This window comes from Bradyrhizobium yuanmingense (assembly GCF_900094575.1).
In the GTDB taxonomy this organism is placed as follows: domain Bacteria; phylum Pseudomonadota; class Alphaproteobacteria; order Rhizobiales; family Xanthobacteraceae; genus Bradyrhizobium; species Bradyrhizobium yuanmingense.
The window spans coordinates 648,651-660,723 of the sequence record NZ_FMAE01000002.1; the positions used below are offsets into that span (position 1 = coordinate 648,651).

The window sequence follows — 12,073 nt, forward strand, 5'->3', positions numbered from 1 at the left end:
AGGGGCGCGTCCCGGAATGACGAGGCTGAGAGAGAATGTTATTCACCGCCGACCACGACGACATCCGCCGCTCGCTACAAAGATTCATCGCCAACGAGATCAATCCGCACGTCGACGCGTGGGAGAAGGCCGACATCTTCCCCGCGCACGAGCTGTTCAAGAAAATGGGCAGCCTCGGCTTCCTCGGCCTGAACAAGCCGGTCGAATTCGGCGGCTCGGGCCTCGACTATTCCTACGCGCTGATGATGGCGGAGGAGCTGGGCGCCATCACCTGCGGCGGCGTGCCGATGGCGATCGGAGTGCAGACCGATATGGCAACGCCCGCACTGGCGCGGTTCGGCTCGGATGAGGTGCGGCGCGAATTCCTGGCGCCGTCGATCTCGGGCGATTACGTCGCCTGCATCGGCGTCTCCGAGCCCGGTGCGGGGTCGGACGTCGCCTCGATCAAGACCCAGGCGCGCTCTGACGGCGACGATTACGTCATCCATGGCGGCAAGATGTGGATCACCAACGGCACCCAGGCCGACTGGATCTGCCTGCTCGCCAACACCGGCGACGGCCCCGTTCACCGCAACAAGTCGCTGATCTGCGTGCCCATGAAGGCCAAGGGCGTCACAGTCGCGCGAAAACTCGACAAGATGGGGATGCGCTCCTCCGACACGGCGCAGATCTTCTTCGACAATGTCCGCGTGCCCAAGCGCAACCGGATCGGCGAGGAGGGCCAGGGTTTTACCTACCAGATGATCCAGTTCCAGGAGGAGCGCTTGTGGGGCGCGGCCGCCTGCCTCAAGGCGCACGAATACATCATCGACCAGACCATCGAATACACCCGCAACCGCAAAGCCTTCGGGAAGTCGATCCTCGACAACCAGGTCGTGCACTTCAAGCTCGCGGAGATGCAGACCGAGGTCGAGCTCCTGCGCGCGCTGATCTATCGCGCCGGCGAGCAGCTGGTCGCCGGCGAGGATGTGACGCGGCTCGCGACCATGGCCAAGCTGAAGGCCGGGCGGCTCGGCCGCGAGCTCACCGACGCTTGCTTGCAATATTGGGGCGGAATGGGCTTTACCAACGAGACGCCGGTCAGCCGCGCCTATCGCGACAGCCGCCTGACCTCGATCGGCGGCGGCGCCGACGAGGTCATGCTGATGGTCCTGTGCAAGATGATGGGCACGCTGCCCGGCAGCAAAGGAAACGCCTGATGATCACGCTCTATCATTGCGACGCTGCGCGCTCGTTCCGTCCGCTCTGGATGCTGGAGGAGATGGGTCTGCCCTATGAATTGAAGATGCTGCCGTTCCCGCCGCGCGTCTTCGCCAAGGACTATCTCGCGCTCAATCCGCTCGGCACCATCCCCTTCATGATCGACGGCGAGACCAGGATGACGGAATCCTCCGGCATCTGCCATTACCTCGGCATCACATACGGCCCGACGCCGTTGATGGTCGGCCCTGAAGATCCCGCCTACGGCACGTTCCTGAACTGGATGTATTTCAGCGACGCCACGTTAACCTTCCCGCAAACGCTGGTGCTGAGATACACCCAGCTCGAGCCGGAGGAGCGCCGCAACCCGCAGGTCGCCACCGATTACGCGAAATGGTTTCTGGGAAGACTGCGCGCCGTTGAGGCAGCGACGGCGAATGCCGAAACATTGTGCGCGGGCCGCTTCACCGCTGCCGACATCGTCATCGGTTACGCGCTTCGGCTCGCGAGCAATATCGGGCTTGCCAAGGATTTCGGGCCAAACGTCGCAGCCTATTGGTCGCGTCTGCAGCAGCGCGAGGGTTTCAAGCGCGCGGTTGCTGCGGAGCAAAAGGCCGGGCAAGAGCAGAATGTCGCGCCGAGGGTGAGGGCGTAAGGGAGGCTGTCATTCCGGGGCGCGGAAGCGCGATCCCGGAACCTCGAGATTCCCGGTTCGCGTTATTGCGCGTCCACGACGCGCCATGTCTTTTGACAGCGCTACCCTACCGTGACAGCGCCCAAATTTCCGCTAAGGTGACCTCCGTCCGCAGCGGCCAGAGAGCCGCGCGAGGAGGAACCCAATGGAATATAACGGTCGCGAATCCGACCACCTGATGCTGATCACGCCGGAGCGGGTGTTTTATGCGGGCCTGCTCGGCCGTCCGCGCAAACGGACACCCGGCTGCTGCCATGTCTATGTCGCGGTGAAGGGCAATCTGCACCTGACCATCGACGACGTTCTCGCCACCGGCGAGCTGTTCGTCACCCTGCCGAACCAGCGGCACTCCATCGCCAGCGACTATCGCACCGTCATCAGCGTGACGCTGGAGCCGGAAAGCATGGCGGATGGCGTGATCGAAGCCTTGGCCGCGCGCCTGACCGGACCCGATCAGGCCGCCTATGCCCGCAAGATCCTCGCCGCCTACGCCTTGCTGCGTCAGCGCCGCTATGGCGACATCACCACGGCCGAGTTCGACGAGATGTGCTTTGGCGAGGCGCTGCCGCGCCGCGTGCTGGATCCGCGCGTGATGCGTGCGGTGGCCCGCATCGAGCGCTTCTCCGGCGAGCCGGTGACCGCGGATACCTGCGCCGCTGAAGCCGGCCTCTCGGCCTCGCGCTTCCTGCACCTGTTCAAGGAGGAGACCGGCATCTCGTTCCGCTCCTTCCGCGCCTGGAAGCGCGCGCGGTATCTGCTGCACTTCGCCAACCAGGACCTCAACCTCGCCCATCTGGCGCAGGACATCGGCTATCCCGATTCCACGCATTTCAGCCACTCGATCCGCCGCTTCTACGGATTGAAGCCACGGGCGATCTTCGTCGGCTCGCGCGATCTTGCGATCTATCGCAGCACCGAGACGGTGCGTATGGCGGAGGCTTCGTAGCTTCGTAGGGTGGGTTAGCCGATCAGATGCGCGAAGCGCAGCTGCTCGGCGTAACCCACCTCTTCAATTTCCACGGAGGCAGACAGTGGTGGGTTACGCCTTCGGCTAACCCACCCTACGAAAGCTCGTCTTTTCCCAGCTTCTCCGCGCAAGAAGCCGCATGTTGCGCGTCACATGATCGCAAGCGTTGAATTCTTAACGTGCGAGACATTGAACGCATGAGCGACAAGGCCGTCATCACCTGCGCGCTGAACGGCGTGCTCACCGACCCCAAGCAGCACAACGTGCCCGTGACGCCCGAGCAGATGGCGCGCGAGGCCAGGGCTGCGTTCGAGGCCGGCGCGTCCATCATGCACATCCATCTGCGCCAGCAGGCGCCGGGCAAGGGACATCTGCCGTCCTGGGAGGTCGCGGTCAGCAAGGAGATCCAGCAGGCGATCCGCGAAGCCTGCCCGGGCGTGATCATCAACCACACCTCGGGCGTGTCCGGGCCGAACTATTCAGGCGCGCTCGACTGCATCCGCGAGACGAAGCCCGAGATTGCCGCCTGCAATGCCGGCTCGCTGAATTATCTGAAGGTGAAGGCCGACAACAGCTGGGCCTGGCCGCCGATGATGTTCGACAATGCGGTCGAGAAGGTGAAGGACTATCTCGACGTCATGAACGCGGTCGGCACCATTCCCGAGTTCGAATGCTTTGACGTCGGTATCGTCCGCTGCGTCGGCATGTACCACCAGGTCGGCATGTACAAGGGCCCGCTCGAGTACAATTTCGTCATGGGCGTCGCCTCCGGCATGCCTGCTGATCCCGAACTGCTGCCGATCCTGATCAAGCTGAAGCGCCCCGAGGCGCATTGGCAGGTCACCGCCATCGGCCGCGAGGAGATCTGGCCGCTGCACCAGCGCTGTGCCGAGCTCGGCGGTCATCTGCGCACCGGCCTCGAGGACACCTTCTATCTCGCCGACGGCAACAAGGTGACGTCGAACGGTCAGCTGATCGAGGCCGTCGCCGCCTGCGCAAAGCGCGCCGGCCGCGAGATCGCGTCACCGGCCGAGGCGCGGAAGATCTTTGGGACGAACAGGTAAGGTATCGCCTCACCCGTCATTGCGAGCGAAGCGAAGCAATCCAGAATCTCTCCGCGGATGCAGTCTGGATTGCTTCGTCGCTTCGCTCCTCGCAATGACGAGCAGGATCAAGTCATGTCCATTCTCGAAAACACCATCTTCCCCGGCAGCGCCGCCTACCAAGCCAACCGCGACGGCATGCTCGGCCTGATCGACCGCATGCGCGCGCTCGAGGAGCGCACGCGCGCCGCGTCCGCTGCGGCCAAGGACCGCTTCCACAAGCGCGGCCAGTTGCTGCCGCGCGAGCGCGTCGCGCTGGTGCTCGATCCCGGGGCGCCCTTCATCGAGCTGTCGACGCTCGCCGGCTACATGTTCGACGTGCCGGATGCGAACAAGAGCGTGCCGGGCGGCGGCGTCATCGCCGGCATCGGCTTCGTCTCGGGCATCCGCTGCATGGTCAGCGCCAGTGATTCCGGCATCGACGCCGGCGCGCTGCAGCCTTACGGCCTCGACAAGACGCTGCGCGTGCAGGAGCTCGCGCTGGAGAACAAGCTGCCTTACGTGCAGCTGGTCGAAAGCGCCGGCGCCAATCTGCTGCGCTACCGCGTCGAGGATTTCGTTCGCGGCGGCAACATCTTTCGCAACCTGGCGCGGCTCTCCGCTGCCGGTCTGCCGGTCGTCACCGTCACGCACGGCTCCTCCACCGCGGGCGGCGCCTATCAGACCGGCCTCTCCGACTACATCGTCATGGTCCGCGGCCGCACCCGCGCCTTCCTCGCCGGGCCCCCGCTGCTGAAAGCTGCGACCGGCGAGATCGCGACCGAGGAGGAGCTCGGCGGCGCCGAGATGCATACGCAGATCTCCGGCCTCGGCGATTACCTCGCCGAGGACGATCGTGACGCATTGCGCATCGCGCGCGAGATCATGGCCGCGCTGCAATGGGAGCGGCCGGGCAAAGCGGCGGCGCAGTTCAAGCCGCCGCGCTATGACCAGGACGAGCTGCTCGGCATCATGCCGATGGACCACAAGCGCCCGGTCGACATGAAACAGGTGATCGCGCGCATCGTCGACGATTCCGATTTCACCGAGATGGCGCCGAATTACGGCCCGGCCACCGTCTGCGGCCATGCCCGCATCGAGGGCCAGGCCATCGGCATCATCACCAACAATGGCCCGCTCGATCCCGCCGGCGCCAACAAGGCGACGCATTTCATCCAGGCCTGTTGCCAGACCCGCACGCCGATCCTCTATCTCAACAACACCACCGGCTACATGGTAGGCAAGGCCTATGAGGAGGCCGGCATGATCAAGCACGGCTCCAAGATGATCCAGGCGGTGACGTCGGCGACGGTGCCGCAGATCACCATCTATTGCGGCGCCTCGTTCGGTGCCGGCAATTACGGCATGTGCGGTCGCGGCTTCCATCCGCGCTTCTGCTTCTCCTGGCCCAACGCCAAGACCGCGGTGATGGGCGGCGAGCAGGCCGCCGAGACCATGGCGATCGTAACCGAGGCCGCAGCGGTGCGCCGCGGCAAGCCGATCGAGAAGGACAGGCTGGACGCCATGAAGGCTGAGATCATCGGCGTGTTCGACGGCCAGATGGACGTGTTCTCGACCAGCGCCCGCGTGCTCGACGATGGCGTGATCGACCCGCGCGACACCCGCGCCGTGCTATCGGAGGTGCTCGCGATCTGCCGCGAGGGCGATGCGCGCACGCCCCAGCGCATGCAGTTTTCGGTGGCCCGCCCATGAGGAACGGATCAGTGCAGCACCGGCCGTTCTTCAAGGTCCTGGTGGCAAACCGCGGCGAGATCGCACTGCGCGTGATGCGCAGCGCGCGAAAACTCGGCCTCGGTGTCATCGCGGTCTATTCCGATGCGGATCGCGATGCGCTCCATGTGCGCGAGGCCGACCAGGCCGTGCGCATCGGCGAAGCCTTGCCGGCGCAATCCTATCTCAACGTCCCCGCGATCATCGAAGCGGCCAAGGCCAGCGGCGCGGATGCCGTTCATCCCGGCTATGGCTTTCTTGCCGAGAACGAGGCGTTTGCGCGCGCCTGCAAGGATGCCGGCCTCGTCTTCATCGGCCCGTCGCCGCAGGCGATCGAGGCGATGGGCAACAAGGCCGGCGCCAAGGAGATCATGAAGAAAGCCGGCGTGCCCATCGTGCCCGGCTACCAGGGTGCTGAGCAAGGCGACGAGGTCATGTTCGCCGAAGCCGGGAAGATCGGCTTTCCCGTGATGATCAAGGCGGTCGCCGGCGGCGGCGGCCGCGGCATGCGGCTCGTCACTGACGCGGCATCCTTCCCCGAAGCCCTGCGCAGCGCGCGGTCGGAAGCGAAAGCCGCGTTCGGCGATGCGGCCGTCATCCTCGAGCGGGCGATCCAGAACCCGCGCCACATCGAGATCCAGGTGTTCGGCGACAGGCACGGCAATGCCATCCATCTCGGCGAGCGCGATTGCTCGGTGCAGCGGCGGCACCAGAAGCTGATCGAGGAGGCGCCGTCGCCGGCGGTCACGCCGGAGCTGCGCGCGAAAATGGGCGAGGTCGCGGTGTCAGCGGTCAAGGCGCTGCGCTATGAGGGCGCCGGCACGCTGGAATTCCTGCTCGATCAGAGCGGCGCGTTCTACTTCATGGAGATGAACACGCGGCTGCAGGTCGAGCATCCCGTCACCGAGGCGATCACCGGGCTCGATCTCGTCGAGCTGCAGCTGCGCGTCGCGCGCGGCGATCCCTTGCCGGTGAAGCAGCAGGACATCAGGTTCTCCGGCCACGCCATCGAGGTGCGGCTCTGCTCGGAAGATGCCGCGCAGGATTTCATGCCGCAGTCCGGCCGCATGGCGCGCTGGCAGGTGCCTGAGGGCATCCGCGTCGAGCACGCGTTGCAACCGGGCTCGGAGATTCCGCCGTTCTACGATTCCATGATCGCCAAGGTGATCAGCCACGGCGCCAATCGCGAGGAGGCGAGGGGACGGCTGATCGTCGGCCTCGAGCAGCTTACGGCTTTCGGCGTGACGACGAACCAGGCGTTCCTATTGTCGTGCCTGCGTCATCCCGGCTTTGCCAAGGGGGAAGCGACGACGGCGTTCATCGGCACCCATCGCGACGAGCTGCTTGCCCCGCGTGCGGGCGCGGCATTCGAGAGAGCGCTGGCGGGGCTGCTGCTCTACGTCACCAGCCCACGCGCGCCGTGGTGGCAGGGCGGGCGAAGCCTCGCTGCCACCTTTCCGCTCCCGGCGAGAATCGAGATCGCCGGCCACGCGCACGCGCTCGACATCATGCGCGAGCGCGACGGCAGCTACACGGTCATTGCTGACGGTTGCCAGGAGAAGTTCGAGATCGACCAGCTCGATCCCGACGCCGTCCGCTTCCGCCACGCCGGCGTGATGGACAGCGCAAAATTCCTGCGGGATGGCGAACGGCTGTACGTCCAGCACCGCGGCATCCCGCTCGGCCTCACCGATCTCACCCTCGCGGCACCAAAAGCGGCCGCAAGCAATGGCGGTGACGGCAAGGTCCGCGCCGCCATGAACGGCCGCGTCGTCGCCGTCCTCGTCAAGCCCGGCGACCGCGTCACCGCCGGCCAGCCGGTGCTGACGCTGGAAGCGATGAAGATGGAGCACGTCCACAAAGCCGCCATCGACGGCGTGGTCAGCGCGATCCACGTCTCCGAGGGCGAGCAGGTCACGACGGGCAGGATCGTCGCGGAGATCGGGGCGGGTAGCGCCACAAACGCGGTCTCGTAGGTGGGCAAAGGCGCGCAGCGCCGTGCCCACGAATGTCGATTGCAAAAGGGGGTCGTGGGCACGCTTCGCTTTGACCACCCTACGGCACCCTCCTGAAACGTAACGATTTCAACGAGGTATGCACTCGCAAGGTTTTGTGCGCAATCTCTATTGAACAAAGTTCATTTTCAGGCGACAAATATTGAACGATGTTCAATGCCTGGAGATCCGCATGCTGCGCGCGCGTGACCAAGCTCAACCGGCCAATGCACTGGTCCCGCCAGTCGTTCGCCGACTCTCGTACGCCCCCCTTCAAACCGGCGAGAAATATCTTATCGGTGCGCTCCTCGTCCTGACGCTCACCGCGCTTCTGGCGCCCACGATGCCCGCCGCCGCCTGGCACATCCCGCATTTCGTCGATAGCCGCACCTTCCTCGGCGTGCCCAATGCCGGGGACGTGCTGAGCAATCTCGCCTTCCTCGCGATGGGCGTCTGGGGCTCGGAGCGGCTGCGTGCCCGCCACGATGCGCCGGTGGGTGCGAACTGGTTCTTCGTCGGCCTGATCCTCACGTGCCTCGGCTCGGGCTTCTATCATCTCGACCCCGACGTGCCGCAACGGCTCATCGCCGATCGTCTCGGCATGGCGGTCGCGTTTGCGGGCTTTCTGGGCATCGCGGCCAGCGAGCGCATCAGCACGCGCGCAGGCGAAGCGGTGCTGGTGCTGACGATGATCGCGGGCCTGTTGGCGGCCTGGGTGGCACGCGAGAATCTCACGCCCTGGGTGGTCGTGCAGTTCGGCGGCATGGCGCTGGCCGTGGGCCTCGCGTTCACACGCCCGCGACCCGGCGCGCTTGGCGTGCCGCTCGGCGGCGTGATGGTCTTCTATGTGCTGGCCAAGCTGTTCGAACTCGGCGACGTGACCGTGTTCGAAGCGACCGGCCACATGGTCTCGGGCCATACGCTCAAACATCTCGCCGCCGCGCTCGCGGCCTGGCCGGTGATCCGGGCACTGGGATCTAGGCCGTGTACGCATTAAGCGGCTGGCCGTCGACTGATGTCCGCTTAAGCCCCAACACCAGCGGAGAAGCAGCAATCTTCCAATGTAGCTGAAGGGCCACATGCGGACTCATGCAGCGCAGCATCATTCAATCACCTCGTCAGCCGTCGCGAGTAGCGCGGTTGGAATATTCAGACCGAGAGCGCGAGCAGTCTTAAGATTGATCACCAATCGGAAGCGTTCCGGCTGCTGGATCGGGAGTTCGGCCGCTTTCGCGCCCCGCAGCAGTTTTGCAACATAACCGGCGGAGCGGCGATTGAGGTCAATGATGTCAGGGCCATACGCGAGAAGGCCACCTTCGACCGCTTCTTCACGCCAGTGATACACCGCCGGAATGCGGTTTTGCGCGGCGAGCTCGATGATCTTGCGCCGGTTGGCGAACCCGATGGGGTCCACAAGCACGAGCAGGCCCTGAATATCCTTCGAAGCTATGGTCTGGAAAGCAGGGCCTATGTCCTCCACCGAGCGTTTGATCACCGGAAGTATCTCGACCTGCCGGTCCGCGGCGGTTTTCTGGAAGTCGGCCATCAGCCGTGCATGATATTGGTTGTCGGGGTCGAGGAGCACCGCGAACCGCGACGCCCGTGGCAGTAACTCCAACAGAAGCCCGAAATTCTTGCCGCTGCTTGCGACCCCGGTCAGTCCCGTCACGTTTCCACCCGGCCGCGCAAGACTTGCGGCAAGGCCGACACCGACCGCGTCTGCGGTGGCAGTCACGATGGGGATCGTGCCGGTGACTGCCCTGGCGGCAATTGCCTCGGGCGTGCTGGACGCCACAATCACCTCGACTTCGAGAGCCACCAGCTCGGCGGCAAATCTCGCCAGTTGTTCCCGGTCATTCTTCCAGAACCGGCGCTCAATGATGATGTTCGCGCCCTCCACATATCCCATCTCGCGGAGTCCGCGATCGAAGGCTTCGATTCGTTGGTGCGGAACTGACGCCAGGAAACCGATGCGAGGCATCTTCTTCATGAGCTGATGGGCGGGCTGCGCGATCAAGCTGCGCGGCCAAACGGCACCGATGGCCCCGATCAGTGCAATGAACTCCCGCCGCTGCATGTACCCTCCAAGGACCACGCCTGGGGATGACTACATTAGCATTTTGCCGTGGGACCGTGTGATCGACGGAGGTATGCGGGATTGAGATGGGCCGTTTGGGTTGAATAAGTCGAAAATAACGTCACAGCAAGAACCTCGCTGAATTAGGTCAGAGCGAGTGATGAAGTTCTCGCCTTCAACCCAACTATGCTCTCGGAGCTTTCGCAGAAAAGCATCGAGCTGCGTTGTACCAACTCCCGGCTCGGAGCACTTAGATAAACAATTCGATGGACACGTTCCTTTTGCCGGGCGCGCGCGGCAACTGGCCAAATTGCGGCCAGTCCGCCGAGGGTCGACATGAAATCGCGTCGCCTCATGACTAGCCTCCAAACAGCGGAGGATTATGGGGCGCAATCAGGACCGAGGATAGGGAAATGAGTCCGCAATGGGTCGAATGCAGACGGTCGCGGTCGCGCGGCAAGGTCGCTACGGGCCGACATCGGGCGTAGAGCCTTATTCGATCACCTCGTCCGCACGGGCGAGCAGTGATGGCGGGATTTCGATGCCTAAGGAGCGCGCGGTTGCTGAGTTGAGAACCAAACTGAACTCCGTGGGCTGCTGAATGGGCAAATCCTCCGGCCGAGCACCTCCCAAGATTCGTGCGGCGTAGATGCCGGCTTTTTCAAAGTTTGCGACAAGGCTCGGCCCGTAGCTCATCAGGCCACCGGCCGCCGGAAATTCGCGGAATTCATAGGACGCCGGAAGCGAATGACGATCGGCCAATGCGACAAGTTGCGCACGCAGGTTGAAAAATATCGCATCGTTGCTGACGAGGACCGCACCGACTTGGGCGCTAACAAGCTGCCTGAAAGCTGGCTCTAATTCATCCTGGTTGCGCGCCTTGGCTACTTTCAAGGTCCGCCCGGTCGAACGGGCAACTTCGTCAATTTCCTGAAGCAAGTCTTGATTGTCAGGGTTCACCAAAAATCCGACGGTAGCCTTTTGCTGGAGCAGCTCCTGGATCAGTTCGAGGCGCTTTAGGACAAGCCTCGCTGTCATCATAGATATGCCCGTGGCGTTGCCCCCGGGGTGAGCGAAGCTCTTTGCCAGTCCGAGCTTCACGGGGTCTGACGCGATTACGAATACGATCGGAATGGTTGAAGTTACTTTCCTTGCGGCGAGCGCAACCACATTGCCCCCTCCGATGATCAGCGCTGGATTGAAATGCAAGAGCTCCTGAGCGAGCTCCGGAAGCCTACTGTGGTTTCCTCGTGCCCACCTACGTTCTATCGTAACGTTTTTGCCAACTACGAAACCCCTCTCCGCGAGACCTCTTTCGAATGCTGCGTCATAGGGACTCGCAATGTCAGGGGAACCCACGGACAACACACCGATAACAGCTACCGCTGAACGTTGCGCGCTCGCCGTCAGCGGCCACAGAGGTGCCGCGCCGACAAGAAGCGTGATGAACTCCCGCCGTCTCATGTGCGCTCCTAAGCTCTCTGGTGACGGCATCGTAGCCGTTCAGGCGAGCTCATTGAAAGTGGCCAAGGTCAAAAGTGTTGCATCCGCGAACCGCCGCAGACTTCTGTCTCCCCCAGCTCCACGAAGCGAGAAACATTTGTTCCCGCTCCTAGAATTGCAATATGGCAAGCCAATTTGCGACAGCATTACTGCTACACATCTCGCTGGGATTGCTGACCATGCCATTGTTTAAGGAGATCAGGGACCCTGACGATGCTCACGTTCCGGCGTCAGGCACGTGCAACCGCAAGAATGAGTTTCGACCCGGGCGGTTGAGGGGTTGGAGTGCAGGCTCAGACTTCTGCTATGGGTCAAAAGCGGTGCTCGGAGGGCGAGGTCCCAATGGTCGGCTGAGGGCCACAAGCGGACATCAACGGGACGATGCAAGAGCACATGGCGGATTTTCGGTTGCCATGATCCGGCCCCGCGCTGGGGAGCACGGAGCGTACAGAACGCTGGCTTGAGGTTGAGGCAATTGGTCCAATCTTCTGATCCATCTTGAAACAAGATCAAGCCTCTCTAAGTCTCACGCCGGAGGGCTCCTCCGACCTCTTTTGGAAAGGATTGCTTGTAACCGTCGAGGACGACGATGATGACACTGGAAGAAAAGCTCGCCCGCTTGCGCACCCACCGCAATAGCATTCACCGCTACCACCGGCTGCTCAAGACCCGCCTTTCCGATCTGGAGCGCGAGTACATCGAAAGCCGTCTCTCCGAGGAACGGGCGGCGCTGGTAAGCCTCGCGCGCACGCCGTTCCCCATTCCTTTTAAAATGCCGCCGCCAGAGCAGCAGCCGCAGACCTTCAAGCCTGAGGTGACCTGAGC

Annotated in this window: 10 protein-coding genes; 8 read left to right on the forward strand and 2 right to left on the reverse strand. The window is 63.5% G+C overall.

Features of this window, described 5'->3' with window-relative positions; translation table 11 throughout:
• The first annotated feature begins 35 nt into the window (after positions 1-35).
• The 7 genes from GA0061099_RS08110 (at position 36) to GA0061099_RS08140 (ending at position 8,665) form a co-directional block, all read left to right on the forward strand.
• Positions 36-1,199, forward strand: coding sequence for an acyl-CoA dehydrogenase family protein (locus tag GA0061099_RS08110; protein WP_036023891.1), 1,164 nt, complete (start codon positions 36-38; stop codon positions 1,197-1,199).
• A complete protein-coding gene (locus GA0061099_RS08115) occupies positions 1,199-1,855 on the forward strand; it encodes a glutathione S-transferase family protein (RefSeq protein WP_036023890.1) in 657 nt (218 codons plus the stop codon). Before GA0061099_RS08110 ends, GA0061099_RS08115 begins: the two co-directional genes overlap by 1 nt.
• 184 nt (positions 1,856-2,039) lie before the next feature.
• Positions 2,040-2,840: a helix-turn-helix transcriptional regulator gene (locus GA0061099_RS08120; RefSeq protein ID WP_036023887.1), complete on the forward strand. Its 801-nt coding sequence runs from the start codon at positions 2,040-2,042 to the stop codon at positions 2,838-2,840.
• Between the two features lie 218 nt (positions 2,841-3,058).
• Positions 3,059-3,925 (forward strand): beta-keto acid cleavage family enzyme, encoded by an 867-nt coding sequence (locus GA0061099_RS08125; RefSeq protein ID WP_036023883.1) that lies wholly within the window; start codon positions 3,059-3,061, stop codon positions 3,923-3,925.
• Between the two features lie 114 nt (positions 3,926-4,039).
• Positions 4,040-5,656: an acyl-CoA carboxylase subunit beta gene (locus GA0061099_RS08130; protein ID WP_036023880.1), complete on the forward strand. Its 1,617-nt coding sequence runs from the start codon at positions 4,040-4,042 to the stop codon at positions 5,654-5,656.
• Positions 5,653-7,650, forward strand: coding sequence for an acetyl/propionyl/methylcrotonyl-CoA carboxylase subunit alpha (locus GA0061099_RS08135; protein ID WP_036023879.1), 1,998 nt, complete (start codon positions 5,653-5,655; stop codon positions 7,648-7,650). Before GA0061099_RS08130 ends, GA0061099_RS08135 begins: the two co-directional genes overlap by 4 nt.
• A 211-nt stretch (positions 7,651-7,861) precedes the next feature.
• Complete coding sequence (locus GA0061099_RS08140) at positions 7,862-8,665, forward strand: hypothetical protein (RefSeq protein WP_036002177.1); 804 nt, start codon at positions 7,862-7,864, stop codon at positions 8,663-8,665.
• 105 nt (positions 8,666-8,770) lie between these two features.
• Here the strand turns inward: GA0061099_RS08140 and GA0061099_RS08145 are convergent, their stop codons facing one another.
• On the reverse strand, positions 8,771-9,745 hold the full coding sequence (locus GA0061099_RS08145; protein WP_036002174.1) for an ABC transporter substrate-binding protein: 975 nt from the start codon (positions 9,743-9,745) through the stop codon (positions 8,771-8,773).
• A gap of 492 nt (positions 9,746-10,237) precedes the next feature.
• Positions 10,238-11,239, reverse strand: a complete 1,002-nt coding sequence (locus tag GA0061099_RS08150) for an ABC transporter substrate binding protein (protein ID WP_081492914.1) — start codon at positions 11,237-11,239, stop codon at positions 10,238-10,240.
• 598 nt (positions 11,240-11,837) lie between these two features.
• Here GA0061099_RS08150 and GA0061099_RS08155 point away from each other — a divergent pair.
• Positions 11,838-12,071 carry a hypothetical protein gene (locus GA0061099_RS08155; protein WP_306469161.1) on the forward strand — a complete coding sequence of 78 codons (234 nt, stop codon included), beginning with the start codon at positions 11,838-11,840 and terminating at the stop codon, positions 12,069-12,071.
• Positions 12,072-12,073 lie beyond the last annotated feature (2 nt).

What these genes read in the sequence shown, in the direction of transcription:
- GA0061099_RS08140 (WP_036002177.1), top strand. Translation starts at nt 7,862, where the DNA reads ATGCTGCGCGCGCGTGACCAAGCTCAACCGGCCAATGCACTGGTCCCG.
- GA0061099_RS08145 (WP_036002174.1), bottom strand. Translation starts at nt 9,745, where the DNA reads ATGCAGCGGCGGGAGTTCATTGCACTGATCGGGGCCATCGGTGCCGTT.
- GA0061099_RS08115 (WP_036023890.1), top strand. Translation starts at nt 1,199, where the DNA reads ATGATCACGCTCTATCATTGCGACGCTGCGCGCTCGTTCCGTCCGCTC.
- GA0061099_RS08150 (WP_081492914.1), bottom strand. Translation starts at nt 11,239, where the DNA reads ATGCCGTCACCAGAGAGCTTAGGAGCGCACATGAGACGGCGGGAGTTC.
- GA0061099_RS08130 (WP_036023880.1), top strand. Translation starts at nt 4,040, where the DNA reads ATGTCCATTCTCGAAAACACCATCTTCCCCGGCAGCGCCGCCTACCAA.
- GA0061099_RS08135 (WP_036023879.1), top strand. Translation starts at nt 5,653, where the DNA reads ATGAGGAACGGATCAGTGCAGCACCGGCCGTTCTTCAAGGTCCTGGTG.
- GA0061099_RS08155 (WP_306469161.1), top strand. Translation starts at nt 11,838, where the DNA reads ATGATGACACTGGAAGAAAAGCTCGCCCGCTTGCGCACCCACCGCAAT.
- GA0061099_RS08120 (WP_036023887.1), top strand. Translation starts at nt 2,040, where the DNA reads ATGGAATATAACGGTCGCGAATCCGACCACCTGATGCTGATCACGCCG.
- GA0061099_RS08125 (WP_036023883.1), top strand. Translation starts at nt 3,059, where the DNA reads ATGAGCGACAAGGCCGTCATCACCTGCGCGCTGAACGGCGTGCTCACC.
- GA0061099_RS08110 (WP_036023891.1), top strand. Translation starts at nt 36, where the DNA reads ATGTTATTCACCGCCGACCACGACGACATCCGCCGCTCGCTACAAAGA.